Genomic DNA, 14930 nt, shown 5'->3' with positions numbered 1-14930 from the left:
GCGCTACACGCGCAACCTTCGCCTTCGCTCGGTTGTCCACAGGGAAGGGGTGACTCCGTGTACCCCTGTCTCATGTTCGGATCATTACTTGGAGCTGAAAATGCCTGAGCGCCTACATAGGAAGCACACACCTGCTTTGTGACAGACGGTTTCCTTCGATGAAATCGTACCGGTCAATCATACAGACAGCGGCGCTGGGCGGAATTGTGCAAGAATGATCCATCTGCGGCCATCGTTTCAATCATACACCCCGAAGCTTCGGGGCTGCGTGCCTTCCTTCCATTACCCCATCAGCACATTACCCCATTACCCCATTACCCCATTACCCCATTCGCTCACTCTTTCTTCCATAGCCGCTCCTCGGCCATGCGGGCGAGCTGCTCCATATCCTGCCGGTTCATGCACTTGAAGTGGCCGAGCGGGCAGCGGTCGCGGCCGGTGCGGGTGCAGGGGCGGCACCACAGCTTCACACCCGACTCCACTGAGGGTGCGGGGTTGCGCTCGAGGACGCGAGTGCCATAGTAAGGGCTCATGCCCTGCGCCGGTACCGTAGAACCCCATACCGACAGGATCGGCTTCTTCAACGCGGCCGCGATATGCATCAGCCCCGTGTCGTGGGTGATCACCAGCTTCGCGCGCCGCAGCAGGTCGGCACTTTCGTGGAGGGAGAACTTGCCGCAGGCATTATATATTTTGATGGGGTCCACGCTCCTGATCTCCTCGCCACGAGCTGCCTCCTCCGGGCCGCCGAGCAAAATGATCGGGTGGCCGATACGGGCACATAAGGCTTTCAAGTGCGCTACCGGCAGCCGCTTGGTATACTTCGAGGCGCCGATTACGAGGGCGAGGTAGCCCAACTGGTGCGACGTGGGGATATCGCGCATCGGCACTTCGGCTTCGCGCGGAATGAAAAAGTCGAGGCCTTCGCCATCGTTCGCAACACCGAAGGGCGCCACCGCCGCAAAGTTGCGGTCTACCTGGTGCTCGCGCGGAAGCAGGTTCCACCTCAGGCTCGTGAACAACCGGTGTTGCCAGTTGCGCGCGGGCACCCGCAGCGGCTCCACGCCGATGGCCCCGGTGAGCAGCCGGGAGGCCTCGTCGTGCTGCAGATCCACCACATGATCGAAGCCGGCATCGCGGAGGGAAGTGGCGAAGGCATTCCCCTGCTCGTAGAAATACAGTCGGGAGAGATAAGGGTTCGGCTCCAGCACCGCACGGTGTTCTTTCAGCAACACGTAGTACAGCTCGGCGTCGGGAAACTTCTTCCTGAAGCAGCGCAGCACAGGTGTGGTGAGCACCAGGTTGCCGATGGCGCCGAAGCGGATGAACAAAACCTTCATGGATGATATCGGTTGAGTGATGGTACCGGCATCAAAATACGAAGAGGCCGGCAATACCATCGACGCCTTTGCGTCAGCCCTTCCGCCGCAGGAGCTCCTGCACGCGCTCCGCCACCAGCAACGGTGCAATGCCCCGCATACAGGCGCGGTCGTTAGGACAATCCTTGTTGCCGAATACGGAAGAAGGGCGGCAGGGCAGCCCGATCTGCACCGCGTTGGCAGGATCCTGCCGCCAGCCGTAGAAACCGAGCCAGGGATGGGTGCCGCCCCAGACGGACACCACGGGCACGCCGTAAAGAGAAGCAAGGTGCATATTGGCCGAGTCCATCGAGATCATGACGTCGAGCGAACCGATATGCCCGAGCTCCTCGCCAAACGACATCTTACCTGCCAGGTTATAGACGCGCGGGATCGCGCCTTGCCATTCCTCGAACTGCGCCGCATCGCCCTTACCGCCGAAGAGGAAGATGCGGTTGCGTTCATCAGAACAGAGGAGGCGGAGTACTTCGGCCATCAGCTCGGGCGGATAGGTCTTCTCCCGATAGGCAGCGAACGGAGCCACGCCGATAAAGCGGATGCCGGCTGCGCGGCCTTGCTGCATGTGGGATGGAACGGCGGTTTCCCGGAAGGGATAGGCAGCCGAAAGGTCCACGTCGTAGCCGAGTGCGCCGAATACATCGGCGTAGCGCTGGTGCATCGGCTTCAGCGGGCGGAGCTCCTTGTTGTGCGCGCGGGTGAGCTCCTTCTTTTCGGCGCGCCCTTTATCAACAGCCGCCGCCGGAACGAGCGTGAAGCGGAAGAACGAGCGGAGGATCTTGGTGCGGAGCACGTTGTGCAGGTCGGCAATGCCGGTGAACGTATGGGTGGCGCGCAGCTCGCGGAAGAGCCGGTAGAGCCCCGCCACCCCTTTGTGCGCTCCGTTCAGGTCGGCTGCCACGAAGTGCACGCGGCCCATGCCGGCAAAGAGCGGACGTACGAAGCCGGTAGACACGAACGTCACTTCCAGACCCGGGTGTTGCTGCAGCAGGAGTTGGATCACGGGCACGGTCATCGCCACGTCGCCGAGCGAGGAAAAGCGAAACACGAGCAGGTGCGGCCGCGCCCCCACGCTATTTGTTTTTTTGCTGGTAGAGCACCGGGTTCAGGCTTTCGTCGTTGTACATCTTCATCTGCTTGTACACCTTCATGAACTTGCGGCCGGCGGCGATGTCTTCGAGCAGCTGATCGATGGCCGACGACAGGTCGGTGCGCTGCTCGAGCAGCACGTTCAGCTTTTCCTGAGCTTTGCTGCGGTGCTCGTCGGAAGCTTCGGCACGCGTGGCCTCGACCTGCATGTGGTAGATCTTGAGTGCCAGGATGGAGAGGCGGTCGACGGCCCAGGCGGGGCTTTCGGTGTTGATGCTGGCGCCGGGCTGCGGCGTAACGGCGCTGTGCTGCTGCAGGAACCAGCTGTCGATATACTCCACCATGTCGGTGCGCTCCTGGTTGGAGGCGTCGATGCGGCGCTTGATAGCCAGGGCCTCCACCGGGTCGATGGCGGGGTTGCGGATGATGTCTTCGAGGTGCCACTGCACCGTATCGATCCAGTTCTTGACGTAGAGCAGGTGCTCCAGCGAATCTTTCGCATAGGGATTCCGCACCGGCGTGTCTACGTGGTCGGCCAGGTGGTAATCGTCGATGCTCTGCTGAAAGATGCGGTTACAGGTAGCGCTGATCATGGGCGCAAGTTAACAGGTTTATTGGTCTATTGGTTTATTGGTCTATTTGTATGGGCCGCCTAAAGCGCGGGTTTTCCTTCAGGAGGAAATTTTCTTTCTGCGGCGAATCAATCCAGAAACGCGGTACCTTATGCGGTTGCTTGAAATCTGAAATCGGAAATCTGAAATCGGAAATTTGAGATCCGAGATCCGCGATCTGAGATCACACATCTGAGATCCGAGATCATTCCTCCACGTAATTGAGGTCCTTGTGAAAGGTTTCTTCGGTGAAGTAAGCGGCGACGAGGGTGATGGCCATCACGAGGATGCCGGTAACGATGGCCGACTGCAGCAGGGCCCAGCCCCAGGAGTCCTGGAAGAGGTCCTTGAACATGAGGTTGATGAGGGGCAGTGCACCGCGTACCATGTTGGGAATGGTGGTGGCGGCGGTGGCCCGCAGGTTGGTGCCGAACTGCTCCGCGCCCATCGTTACGAAGATGGCCCAGAAGCCCGTGCTGAAGCCGAGGTAGCCGCACACGAGGTACATCCGGAAGTCGCTGTTGTTCCAGGAACTGAAGAAGAGGACGCCACCGAGGATAGTGAGGGCGTAAAACAGGTAAAGCGCTTTTTTGCGGCTGCGGAAGGCCTGGCTCACGAAGCCGATACCGATGTCGCCGAGGGCGATGCCCACGTAGGCCCACATGATGGCGCGGCCGCTTACGATGGCGTTGGTGCCGTACAGCTCCCCGGCAAAGCGGTTGCTCAGGTTCACCAGCACACCGATCACGTACCACGTAGGCAACCCGATGAGGATGGCCAGGGCGTATTTGCGGAAGCGCCGGCGGTCGTTGATGAACATCAGCATGTTGCCGCGCGATACGTTGCTGGCCTTTACTTCATGGAACATACCGCTTTCGGCCACTTTGATCCGCAGCAGGAGCAGCAGGATGCCCAGGCCGCCGCCGATCTGGTAGCAGAGGCGCCAGTTCTCATTGGTGAACTCGAACGTGAAATAAGCGCCCACTGCGCCGAAGAGCCCGATGCCGGCCACGAGCGAGGTGCCGATGCCGCGCTTTTCCTTCGGAAGGAGCTCGCTCACGAGCGTGATGCCTGCGCCCAGCTCGCCGGCGAGGCCGAGGCCCGCCACGAAGCGTGCGGTGGCATACTGGTCAACGGTCTGCACGAAGCCGGTCAGGAAGTTGGCCACCGAATAGAGCAGGATCGACCCGAAGAGCACGCTGAGGCGGCCTTTCTTGTCGCCCATGATGCCCCACACGATGCCGCCGATAAGCAGGCCCAGCATCTGCCAGTTGATGATCTTCGTGGAGGCGGTGAGCATCTCCCGGGCGTTGTTCTTATCCACACCGATGCCAACCAGCGAGGGCTCGCGTACGATGGTGAAGAGCAGCAGATCGTAGATGTCGACAAAGTAGCCGAGGGCGGCTACGATGAGCGCGAGGCTGAAGAGGGGCGTTTCCTTGCGGGGCATCACAGAACGGCGTTGGAGTCGTTTTCGTCTTTCGGCACTACGTGCTTCTTGGCGAAGAACAGCTTCCAGATCACCGGAAGCGTGGTGACGAGGATGATGATGAGGGCGATCATCTCGATGTGCTCCTTCAGGCTGAAGCCGAATCGGTTCATTACCCAGTCTTGCAGGAAGTAGCCACCGAGCATCATCGAGCACACCCAGGCAATAGAACCAAGGATGTTATACAGCAGGAAGGTGCTGCGGTCCATGCGTACGATGCCGGCGATGATGGGTGCGAAGGTGCGGATGACGGGAAGGAACTTAGCCAGGAAGATGGTGCCCTTGCCGTTCTTCAGGTAGAATTCCTGGGCGCGCATCAGGTGTTTCTTGCGGAACAGCCAGGTCTCCTTACGCTCGTAGATCATGGGGCCGGTCTTGTAGCCGAACCAGTAGCCTACGAGGTTGCCGAGGATGGACGCAACGGTCACGAGCAGGAGGATCAGCGCGATCTTCCAAGGCGCTTCTGTATCGTCGCCGATCTCTTTACAAAAGTTTCCAATATAAATTCCGGAAGCAAACAGGAGCGAGTCGCCCGGCAGGAAAAAGCCGACCAGCAGGCCGCATTCGGCAAAGACAACGAACAGCAGGATATACAAGCCGCCGTTCTCGATGATCCAGGTAATCAGGTCGTGGAGCATTACGGTAGAGGGTTCTTAAGGTTTTGAAGGTTCTGTGGTTCTGAAGGCAGAAGACCAAACGGTTTGCAAAGTTACGGACCGTACTCCCTCCCATTGGAAGGGTTGGGTGGGTTATTCGCCGAGCTCTCCTTCCCACTTGCTCACCACGGAGGTGGCGATCGAGTTGCCCACTACGTTGGTGGCCGTACGGAACATGTCGCAGAAGTGATCGATGGGCAAGATAAGGGCAACGCCTTCCGGCGGAATGTTAAACATGGCACAGGTGGCGAGCACCACTACGAGCGAGGCCCGGGGCACGCCCGCTACGCCCTTGCTCGTCAGCATCAGCACCAGCAGCATCGTCAGCTGCTCGCCCATCGGCATCTGGATGCCATAGGCCTGCGCGATGGCCAGCGAGGCGAAGGTCATATACATCATGGAGCCGTCGAGGTTGAAGGAGTAGCCGAGCGGCAGCACGAAGGCGACGATGCGGTCGCGGCAGCCGAAGCGCTCGAGCTCCTCGGTCAGCTTCGGGAACACGGCTTCCGACGACGTAGTGGAAAAGGCCACGAGCAGCGGCGACGAGATGCGGCGCATCAGCTCCTTCATCCGGTTGCCGAGGATCAGGTATCCCACGCCGAGGAGGAGCATCCAAAGCAGCACGATGCCGATAATAAAGTAGAGGAAGTAGTTGGCGTAAAACTCGAAGATCTTGAACCCGCGCGATGCAACTACGGCTGCAATGGCGCCGAAAACGCCGAGGGGTGCGAAGTTCATCACATAGTTGACGATCTTCAGCACGATGTGCGATACCCGCTCGAGGGCGTACACCACCGGCTTCGCATAGTCGCCGATGGCAGCGGCGGCCACGCCGAAGAAGATCGAGAAGACCACGATCTGCAGGATCTCGTTGGTAGCCATGGCCTCGATAAAGCTTTTCGGAATCACGTGCTCCACGAAATTCTGCAGCGAGAAGCTCTTTCCCTTCGTGGCGAGGTCGGCCAGCCCGGCGTCGTCGCGCTCGAGCCCCTTGATCAATGCGCCGGGCTCAAAGTAGTTGACCAGCACCATACCCAGCAGCAGCGATGCCAGCGAGGCCGTGATGAACCACAGGATGGCCTTGCCGCCCACGCGGCCTACTGCCTTAAGGTCGCCCAGCTTGGCGATGCCGACCACCAGCGTCGAGAACACGAGCGGCGCGATGATCATCTGCACGAGGCGGATGAAGATGGTGCTGAGCAACTTTACGTTCGTCGCAAAAGAGGTTTTAAAACCGGCCCCGGCCTGGTAATGAACGAGGGCTCCCGTGGCGATCCCCAGGATCATCGCAAGAATAATATATAATGTCAGCCGGCTTCCTTTATTCATATACACGCATTCGGAGCGCCGAAAATCGGAAAAAAACCGGGTGCCGCGAAACTTTAATTGCATGGCGGCTACACCCGCTCGTGGAAAACATCGCGGGCCGTTTATGAATTAATGTCTTATTTTACGACCCAAATTTTTTCTCAACAACCATTGTTTATGAGTTTATTTATCAAGAAGCCTCTGGACCAGGTGCTGGCGCAGGCGGCCGACAATGAGAAAGGCCTGAAGCGAACCCTCGGCGCAGGCAACCTCGTAGCCCTCGGTATCGGGGCCATCATCGGTGCCGGTCTTTTCGTGCGCACGGCAGCCGCCGCCGGACAGGCAGCGGGTCCGGCCGTAACGATCTCCTTCATCATCGCCGCCATCGGCTGTGCCTTCGCCGGACTTTGCTACGCCGAGTTCGCCTCGATGATCCCCATCGCCGGTTCGGCCTACGCCTATTCTTATGTGACGATGGGCGAGCTCGTGGCCTGGATCATCGGCTGGGCCCTCATCATGGAGTACGCCCTCGGTGCCGCCACCGTTTCGATTGCCTGGAGTGAATACCTGAACAAGCTTTTGGACGGCGGGATACCATACGAATGGTCGCACTCCCCCTTCGAAAGCATCACCGACGCCGCTGGCGTGGCCCACCGCGGCATCATCAACGCCCCGGCCCTCATCATCCTCCTCCTCCTGACGCTCCTCCTCATCAAGGGTACCCAGGAAAGCGCCGTGGTCAACGGTATCATCGTATTCATCAAGGTGGCCATCGTGATCCTCTTCATTGTGCTCGGCTGGCAGTTCATCCGCCCCGAGAACCACACGCCCTACCTGATTCCCGAAGGCACGCCCCCGGTGGTCGACAACGCCGGCAAGGTGCTCAACAGCTATGAAGGCGTGTTCAAGCACGGGTGGGGCGGCGTACTCGGTGGCGCGGCCATCGTGTTCTTCGCCTTCATCGGCTTCGACGCGGTATCTACGGCCGCCCAGGAAGCCAAGAACCCGAAGCGCGACATGCCCATCGGTATCCTCGGCTCCCTCGTGGTGTGTACCATCCTCTACATCCTTTTCGGCCACGTACTTACCGGTGTAGCGCCCTGGCGCGATTTCGTTGACCCCACCAAGGGCAGCGAAGCTTCGGTAGCCTACGCCATCTCACAGTACATGACCGGCTTCGGCTGGCTGTCCACGGCCGTTACGGTGGCGATCCTCGCGGGCTTCTCCTCGGTGATCCTCGTGATGCTGATGGGCCAGAGCCGCATCTTCTACACGATGTCGAACGACGGACTCATCCCGAAAGCCTTCGGCGACCTGCATCCCAAGTACAAGACGCCCTACAAGGCCAACTGGATCCTGTTCGTATTCGTGGGCCTCTTCGCCGCCTTCGTTCCCGGCGACGTTGCGGGTGACCTGACCTCCTTCGGTACCCTGTTCGCCTTCGTGCTGGTAAGCCTTGGTGTGCTGATCCTGCGCAAGAAGGAGCCCAATATGGCGCGCCCCTTCAAAACGCCGGCGGCTCCCGTTGTTTCCGTGCTTGGCGCCCTCATCTGCACCGGCATGATCGTGGCGATCGATACGCGCACCCTCGTGGTAGCCTTCTTCTGGATGCTGCTCGGTCTCGTGGTGTACTTCGCCTACAGCAAGAAACGCAGCACGCTGCGCAATGTGCCCCCGGCCAACTTCCTGCCCACGGCCGACGACTTCGAGCGCAACCGCCCGTAACCGTCCTGCACCGCATAGAAAAGCCGCCTCCCGGGCGGCTTTTTTCTTAACGGGAACCTGTAAATTTGCCCGCCTACGCTACCCTTCGACAAGCTCAGGGTGACAAATGCCTTTGTCATGGTGAGCGTAGTCGAACCACAAATCTCAAACAACAAACGTCAAACTCATTCTATGGGTCGCATATTCGAAGTACGCAAGTCCGCCATGTTCGCCCGCTGGGACAAGATGGCCAAGAACTTTACCCGGATTGGTAAGGAGATCATCATTGCCGTAAAGGCCGGTGGCTCCGACCCGGGCACCAACGCGGCCCTGCGCCGCTGCTTCCAGAACGCCCGCAGCGTGGGCATGCCGAAGGACCGCGTGGAAGCGGCCATCAAGCGTGCCCAGGGTAAGGAGCTGGTGAACTACGACGAGATCCTCTACGAAGGCTACGGCCCCCATGGCGTGGCCATCCTCGTGGAAACGGCTACCGACAACCACGTGCGCACCGTGGCCAACGTAAAGTCCATCTTCAACAAGGGCGGCGGCGCGCTGGGCAACTCCGGCTCCGTGGCCTTCCAGTTCAAGAAGATGGGTGTGTTCAAGCTGAAGCCCGAAGGCCTCAGCCAGGAAGACCTCGAGCTCGAGCTCATCGACTTCGGCCTCGAGGAGCTGGGTGAGGGCACCGGTGAGAACGGCGAAGAGGTGCTCGTGCTGCGCTGCGCCTTTGCCGACTTCGGCAACCTGCAGAAGGGCCTCGAAGAGAAAGGCATCAACCCTATCAGCGCCGAGCTCGAGTGGATCCCCACCACGACGGTCGAGCTCGACGAGGAAAAGGCCCAGGACCTGCTGAAGCTTGTCGACAAGCTCGAGCAGGACGAGGACGTGCAGAAGGTGTTCCATAACCTGCAATAGGATCTCAGATCTCAGATCTTAGATGTAAGATGTAAAAAACGGATCGCTACGCGATCCGTTTTTTGTGCCCCGACCTAAATAATCCGGGATCAGCTCTAAAACAATTGCGTCGCTTTGCTCCAGATCCCAGATCCGCCATCACAGATCTCAGATTGTTCCGTCGCTATGCGACAGATCCCAGATCCGAGATCACAGATCTGAGATAACTTGCAGGATGGAGCACCCGGTAGTACTCTTCGATGGGGTTTGCAATTACTGCAACGGAATGGTCAACCGTACGATACGGCTGGATAAGAAAGGCCGGATCCGGTTTGCGCCGCTGCAGTCGGCCGCCGGGCAGCGCCTCCTGAAGGAGCACCGCTTGTCGACAGAAAACTTCAATTCTTTTGTACTGATCGATGGCGGCAAGACCTATACGAAATCGGGCGCGGCCATCCGCCTGCTGCGCTACCTGCCCTGGTGGCTGCAGGAGGCCCGCGTGCTCTGGGTGGTGCCCCGCCCCTTCCGCGACGCCATTTACGACTTCATCGCGCAAAACCGCTACAAGTGGTTCGGAAAAATGGACCAGTGCATGATCCCGACACCCGAGGTAAGAGCGCGTTTCCTGGAGTAGAGAAAGAACACGGATTGTACCGATTCGGCAGATCAGAACGGATCAATCCGTGTACATCCGTCATATCCGCTTTATCTGCGTTCGTTCGCTCCTACCCCAGGTGGATCTCCCCGGTCATAAACAGGGCGCACTTGCCGGTCATGAGCACACGGCCGCCCTCGAGGCTGCACCAGAGATCGCCGCCGCGGGGCGAGAGCTGGCGGCAGTGCAGCTTCGTGGCCGACAGCTTCTGGGCCCAGTAAGGAACAATGTTGCAGTGGGCCGATCCGGTGACGGGATCTTCAGGGATGCCGGCTCCTGGATAGAAGCAGCGCGAAACGGTGTCGGTGTCGCGGCCCTTCGCGGTTACAATCACACCGATCGTATCGAGGTCCTTCATGATGGTGTAATCCGGCTCCACGTTGCGCACCGCGTCCTCGTCGGGGAGCACCACGAAGTAGTCGCGCGAGCGCAGCACTTCCACGGCCGTAGAAATACCTAAGCTCTCGAGCAGGCCTTTGGGCACGTCGCAGGGCTCGGGCATGCGCGCCGGGAAGTCGAGCGTATACTGTCCGTCGTGCGCCGACGCTTTCAGCGGACCCACCTTTTCCGTGGTGAAGTGGATCTCGTGCACGTGTGGCTCGAGAAAATTCTTGATGACGTAGGCCGATGCCAGCGTGGCGTGGCCGCAAAGGTCGATCTCGTACTCCGGCGTGAACCAGCGGATGTGGTACGACGCTTCGAGCCCGCCGGTAGCGTCCTCGTTCTTCACGAAGAAGACCGTCTCGCTGAGGTTGTTCTCCATCGCGATCTGTTGCATCAGCTCCGTGTCGAGCCATTCGGTGAGGGGCAGCACGGCGGCGGGGTTGCCTTTGAAGACGCTCTCGGCAAAGGCATCGACCTGGTATAAGGGGAGTTTCATACAACGAATTTAAGGGGCGGACGGCCGCTGCAAAAAGCCCCGGCATTGTTGCCGGGGCTTCGCGTTACACCAAAGGCGTCATCAGGGCTTTTTCTTGAACACCACCTTGGCCTGGCTGAATTTATAGGCCGGCTCCAGGAAGGCTACATAGTTGGGCCAGTTCGCTTTCGGATCAAAGTTCTTTTTGTACACCTTGCGGGTGGTCACCAGCAGCTTGTTGTCCTCCACCTTGGCGGTGCTCACGAACGTGCCGCTTTCGTTGTCGACCGAAACGTTCAGCTCCTGCAGGCCCTCTACCGAATACCCGGCGGGGATCGTAATGGAGATGTTGTTCTCGATGCTGCGGGCCGTGGAAAGGTAAATGTCTGTCTGGCGCTCCTTAAGCTCCGATTCCTCGAGCTTGATCTGCCCGCCGATCAGCTTGCCGATGTCGAACAGGAAATTGCGCCCGGCCTTGCTGATCATTTTCCTGAGGCGGAAGCTTTCCCGGAACTGCAACAGCGAGGTATCCCCGGAGCGACCGTCCTGCAGCAGCACGAAGTCGCCGTACTGATCCACGTCGAATTCGCTCTTCAGCGTCTTCTCGAAGATCTCCTTCCGGTCTTTGATGCGCAACTCCTTGTCCGGGTCGTCGTAGCGCGGGGGCTCCGGCGAGGCGTCCTTCTTTTTGGAAGCCACGAAGTATTTCTGGAAGTCGCGGTTCAGGTACTCGCGGTCGAGGTTGGCCTGGGCGATGACGTCGGATTTTTCGGCGCCGAGGTAGGAGCTGGTGCGCTCCACGTTGACCGCATCGAGGGCATCGGAAAAGGCGATCGCGAACTCCTTGCGCTCGAAGTTGTCGTCGGGGGCCGAGGCGGGTACCGTGGTGCGGTAATAGGAGTTGGCCTGCTCGTAGCCGATGCTGTAGCCTTCCACGCTTTCGAGGTAGCTGCGCGGGGTACCAAAGGCATCGAAGTTGTTGAATGCCTCGAGGTAATAGTATTTGCGTCGGCCTTTTACCTTCATCACGAAGTCGAGTTCCTCCATGAAGATAGCGTCGCGCCAGGCGCCGAGCTTCCGCGGCACGTACACGTAGAGCTCTGCCGGCAGGCGCTGCACGGCGAGGGCGCTGCGCAGGGCCGTGGAGAAGGTCACGATGTTCATCCGGATCTCGTCCTCGCGCTCCTCTTTCTTACCGGCCTCTTTTTTCTCCTGCTTCAGTACCTGCCGGTACACGCGGCGCCCGCTGAAGTATTTTTCGAGCTCCGAGTGCACCGGTCCTTTGTAATACATTTCCAGGAACGCCTTGCGCAGGCAGTAGTAGGTTTCCTTTACGATATCATCCTCGTTCTTGAGGGCACCTTCGGCGCGCTTGGCATTGATGTATTCGGTAGTGTAGGCCACGAGCGTATTCACCGTGGGCGTCGTGTACATCGCGGCACCCGCATAGGCCTTGTAGACATCCTCGATGTTGAGCCCCGAGCGGTCCACCATGGCTTCGCCGAGGCCTTTCGAGTCGGGGTCGTTGTCGGCGAGCAGCACCACGCGGAACTTCACGCTGGGCATGCTGCGCAGCTCGTAGCTCCAGCGCTCCTCCACGCTCTTTTCGCGATCCTTGTCGAGAAAGTAGTAGCTCAGGTAGGAGTTCTTGTCGCCATACACGGAAGCCTTCGGGTCGTAGCGCATATTGGGTGCCCCGTTGAAGGCACGGTAGCGCACCTTCATGCCGTTGGCCATGGTGAAGCGGTATTGCTGATAGAGCGTCGGGTAATTGTTGGAAAGCGAAAAGATAAAGGGTACGAACTGGATGCCGTTCGTCTTCATATCCCAGTCCATGGTGGAGCGGATCGTGTAGTCGATGATGTCGCCGACCTCGAGGTTGGGGATCGCGATCTTCATCTTCTTCACGCTCATCTTGTAATAGATCGGGCGGTAAATTGCCGGCACCTCCTGCTCGTCTTCAAGCGCGCTTTTCATGTCTACATCCACTGCCTGGCCGCCGGCCTTGATGACCTGGTAGGTGGCCTTGCCCTCGGCGCCCATCGTAACGTAATAGAACGTGGAGAACTTTTCGAGCGCCGCCTTGTCCTGCAAGCGCACCCGCTTGTGCACGTACTCGTTGATGCGCACCGCGTAGGGATTGCGGCCACCCGGGCGCGAAAAGAGGTATTCGACCTTCGAGCCGAGGATCACGGCACTCTCGTTCTTCCATTTGTCGGGTACGGTGGAGTTCTTGAATTCTTCCTCGACGGTGACGCCGAGCTCCGGTGCCTGCGCCAGGGCAGGCCGGCACAGCAAGGCGCCGAGGCAAAAAAGCAAAAGGCTACGGTACATACAGTAGTATTTGGAGGTTACTTGGTCAATACGACCTGTTCGTTGTAGAATTTGTTGACATCGGAAAGGAACGCATTCCAGGCCGGGAAGTCGGCCTTGCGCAGGATCGGCTTGCTGATGACGATCGTCTTGGTGTACACGATGGTCCTGCCCTTGCTGCTGTAGCTGCCCTCGAAAGAGCAACCGGGGCCGGCCTTCTTCAGTGCCGCGGGCAGGTAATCCACCTTGTAGCCTTCCGGAAGCTGCAGCTCCTTTTGAACGGTATAGTGGTACTTCTGACTGAACTCGTAGTCCGAAAGCCGGTCTGCCGGCATCTCGAGGTCGCCGAAATCCTTATCCCAATCGAGTCCCACGTACAGCTCGTTGCCGGTGCGGGTCACCTGGTTGCTGGTTTTCACCGTGTAGCTTACCTGCAGGGGCTTCTGGCGCTCGGTGACGTCGGAGTTCTTCATGTTGGCGACCACCACATTGTCGTTGCCCTTGCGGAGGTAGTTGCCCAGGGCATCCTCTTTCTTGTCGTTGCGGATGGTGGCATACACGCTCTGGAGCATGCTCTTCGACTCACCGTTGTACTCGATGGCGCTCGATCCGCTGAGGGCTACCCCGTCGATGGCAAGCTTTTCGGAAAGCTTCACCTTGTTGTGATCGGCGGGGAACTCGGGCACCTTTTCGATGATGTAGTTCTTACCGTCCTCGATGAGCACCTGCTTACCCTGGATACGCTGCGCATAGTCGTTAAGGGCCATGTAGTACTCGGTGCCGTCGAGATAGTATTTCTTCCCGCCGACGATCACCGTGCAGATCATGTGGTTGTCCACGGCGAGCGAAGGCAGCGTGTAGTCGTATGGGAGGTCCGAGGTGCCGATCCAGGTAAGGCGTGCGTCGAAGCCGGCGAGCTTCAGCATTTCCTTCAGCAGGTTTGCTTTTCCCTTGCAATCGCCGTATTTCTTCTGCAGCACGTTCTGAGCGGCGTCGGGCTTGAAGCCCATGATGCCGTCCTCGAAGGCGATGTAGCGGATGTTGTCCTGTACCCAGTAGAAGATCGCTTCGACTTTTTCCAGGTCGGTCTTCTTTCCGGCGGTAAGGGCCGTTACCCGCTCCTTCAACTCCTCGGGGCGGTTGCCGATCTCTGCGCACACGCTGCTGTACCAGCCATAAAGGTCTTTCACGCTTTCGAAGAGCGGCTGCCGGGCGCCGTTCGCGGTAACGGCCTTGCTCACGCAGACCAGGTGCGGCATGCTGTGGGCGCGGCTGGGCGCGTGCCCCTCGCGCGGGCTGGCGGGCACGTCCTTCATACGGAACGTGGCGACCGTGAGGTCGCCTTCCTTGCGGGTGGCCTTTTCGATGGGCGCACCGGCGAAGTTGAACTCCCGCAGGTCCACATCGAGCCAGGCCGGGATGCGGAACTCGATGAGGCGCTCCACAGCGGGCAAGTGTTGATTGAAGTAAACCGAGGTCAGGAACTTGACGTCGCGGTAGTGCTCGGTATAGGTGTAGGTGAACGGCTTGCCTTTCTCGGCAAGCGGAAAGCGCACCACGCACAGCTTCATATCACTGTGGAAGATGTTATCCTCCTGATAGGAGCCGCACAGCTTGTCCACCGCCACGTTCTTTCCTTCGGCGCTCGTGGCCTTCAGACCTTCGATCTGGAGCTCGTCGTAGTAAAAGAGTCCATCTTCGAACTTCATGAAGTCCTTCAGCGGCACCAGCTGGATCTCGGAGGTGACCCGGGCCTGCACCTTTCCCTCGCCCGGCTTCGGCGCGGGGTTGAGCTGGAATTCGACGACTTCCTTGAATACATGGGCCACCACATCGCGTTTGGGGAACTGGATCTTCCAGGCCTGCACCTTGTCGGCAAAGGAGGCCTGGGCCCCGGCGGGCATGGAAAGGCTAAGCGCGAGCAGGAACAGGAGCAGAACCCGGATCATGGAGGATGGTTTTGGTGTAGAAAAACA

The 14930-nt window shown here is 59.2% G+C and carries 12 protein-coding genes; 3 read left to right on the top strand and 9 right to left on the bottom strand.

Annotation, left to right across the window (positions count from 1 at the left end; translation table 11 throughout):
* Positions 1–335: 335 nt before the first annotated feature.
* The 6 genes from ABD937_RS07080 to ABD937_RS07055 all read right to left on the bottom strand — a co-directional run bounded on the left by ABD937_RS07080 (position 336) and on the right by ABD937_RS07055 (position 6550).
* The gene (locus ABD937_RS07080) at positions 336–1340 is read right to left on the bottom strand and encodes a glycosyltransferase family 9 protein (RefSeq protein WP_345254621.1); all 1005 of its coding nucleotides are present in this window, start codon (positions 1338–1340) and stop codon (positions 336–338) included.
* Between the two features lie 73 nt (positions 1341–1413).
* Positions 1414–2448, bottom strand: coding sequence for a glycosyltransferase family 9 protein (locus ABD937_RS07075; RefSeq protein WP_345254619.1), 1035 nt, complete (start codon positions 2446–2448; stop codon positions 1414–1416).
* 1 nt (position 2449) lies between these two features.
* Positions 2450–3058, bottom strand: coding sequence for a DUF4254 domain-containing protein (locus ABD937_RS07070; protein ID WP_345254617.1), 609 nt, complete (start codon positions 3056–3058; stop codon positions 2450–2452).
* 223 nt (positions 3059–3281) lie between these two features.
* Entirely contained in the window at positions 3282–4526 is a 1245-nt protein-coding gene (locus ABD937_RS07065) for an MFS transporter (protein ID WP_345254615.1), read from the bottom strand.
* Positions 4526–5203, bottom strand: coding sequence for a DedA family protein (locus ABD937_RS07060; RefSeq protein ID WP_345254613.1), 678 nt, complete (start codon positions 5201–5203; stop codon positions 4526–4528). The genes ABD937_RS07065 and ABD937_RS07060 overlap by 1 nt, the downstream gene beginning before the upstream one ends.
* Before the next feature lie 111 nt (positions 5204–5314).
* Positions 5315–6550 (bottom strand): dicarboxylate/amino acid:cation symporter, encoded by a 1236-nt coding sequence (locus ABD937_RS07055; protein WP_345254611.1) that lies wholly within the window; start codon positions 6548–6550, stop codon positions 5315–5317.
* A 156-nt stretch (positions 6551–6706) separates the two neighbouring features.
* Here ABD937_RS07055 and ABD937_RS07050 point away from each other — a divergent pair, with 156 nt between their 5' ends.
* From ABD937_RS07050 to ABD937_RS07040, 3 genes are all read left to right on the top strand, one after another.
* Complete coding sequence (locus ABD937_RS07050; protein WP_345254609.1) at positions 6707–8254, top strand: amino acid permease; 1548 nt, start codon at positions 6707–6709, stop codon at positions 8252–8254.
* Between the two features lie 171 nt (positions 8255–8425).
* Positions 8426–9148, top strand: coding sequence for a YebC/PmpR family DNA-binding transcriptional regulator (locus ABD937_RS07045; RefSeq protein WP_345254607.1), 723 nt, complete (start codon positions 8426–8428; stop codon positions 9146–9148).
* A gap of 214 nt (positions 9149–9362) precedes the next feature.
* The gene (locus ABD937_RS07040; RefSeq protein WP_345254605.1) at positions 9363–9761 is read left to right on the top strand and encodes a thiol-disulfide oxidoreductase DCC family protein; all 399 of its coding nucleotides are present in this window, start codon (positions 9363–9365) and stop codon (positions 9759–9761) included.
* Positions 9762–9852: 91 nt separating this feature from the next.
* Here the strand turns inward: ABD937_RS07040 and ABD937_RS07035 are convergent, their stop codons facing one another.
* The 3 genes from ABD937_RS07035 to ABD937_RS07025 all read right to left on the bottom strand — a co-directional run bounded on the left by ABD937_RS07035 (position 9853) and on the right by ABD937_RS07025 (position 14903).
* Positions 9853–10662 carry a PhzF family phenazine biosynthesis protein gene (locus ABD937_RS07035; protein ID WP_345254602.1) on the bottom strand — a complete coding sequence of 270 codons (810 nt, stop codon included), beginning with the start codon at positions 10660–10662 and terminating at the stop codon, positions 9853–9855.
* An 81-nt stretch (positions 10663–10743) separates the two neighbouring features.
* Positions 10744–12975: a DUF3857 domain-containing protein gene (locus tag ABD937_RS07030; RefSeq protein ID WP_345254600.1), complete on the bottom strand. Its 2232-nt coding sequence runs from the start codon at positions 12973–12975 to the stop codon at positions 10744–10746.
* A 17-nt stretch (positions 12976–12992) separates the two neighbouring features.
* Positions 12993–14903, bottom strand: coding sequence for a transglutaminase-like domain-containing protein (locus ABD937_RS07025; protein ID WP_345254598.1), 1911 nt, complete (start codon positions 14901–14903; stop codon positions 12993–12995).
* Positions 14904–14930 lie beyond the last annotated feature (27 nt).

It is taken from the genome of Flaviaestuariibacter amylovorans (assembly GCF_039541815.1).
Classification (GTDB): Bacteria; Bacteroidota; Bacteroidia; order Chitinophagales; family Chitinophagaceae; genus Flavisolibacter; species Flavisolibacter amylovorans.
This window is presented reverse-complemented; position numbering and strand designations above follow the sequence as displayed.

Coding starts and splice junctions, on each gene's coding strand:
- ABD937_RS07080 (WP_345254621.1), bottom strand. CDS start 1,340: ATGAAGGTTTTGTTCATCCGCTTCGGCGCCATCGGCAACCTGGTGCTC.
- ABD937_RS07070 (WP_345254617.1), bottom strand. CDS start 3,058: ATGATCAGCGCTACCTGTAACCGCATCTTTCAGCAGAGCATCGACGAT.
- ABD937_RS07065 (WP_345254615.1), bottom strand. CDS start 4,526: ATGCCCCGCAAGGAAACGCCCCTCTTCAGCCTCGCGCTCATCGTAGCC.
- ABD937_RS07060 (WP_345254613.1), bottom strand. CDS start 5,203: ATGCTCCACGACCTGATTACCTGGATCATCGAGAACGGCGGCTTGTAT.
- ABD937_RS07055 (WP_345254611.1), bottom strand. CDS start 6,550: ATGAATAAAGGAAGCCGGCTGACATTATATATTATTCTTGCGATGATC.
- ABD937_RS07050 (WP_345254609.1), top strand. CDS start 6,707: ATGAGTTTATTTATCAAGAAGCCTCTGGACCAGGTGCTGGCGCAGGCG.
- ABD937_RS07045 (WP_345254607.1), top strand. CDS start 8,426: ATGGGTCGCATATTCGAAGTACGCAAGTCCGCCATGTTCGCCCGCTGG.
- ABD937_RS07040 (WP_345254605.1), top strand. CDS start 9,363: ATGGAGCACCCGGTAGTACTCTTCGATGGGGTTTGCAATTACTGCAAC.
- ABD937_RS07035 (WP_345254602.1), bottom strand. CDS start 10,662: ATGAAACTCCCCTTATACCAGGTCGATGCCTTTGCCGAGAGCGTCTTC.
- ABD937_RS07030 (WP_345254600.1), bottom strand. CDS start 12,975: ATGTACCGTAGCCTTTTGCTTTTTTGCCTCGGCGCCTTGCTGTGCCGG.
- ABD937_RS07025 (WP_345254598.1), bottom strand. CDS start 14,903: ATGATCCGGGTTCTGCTCCTGTTCCTGCTCGCGCTTAGCCTTTCCATG.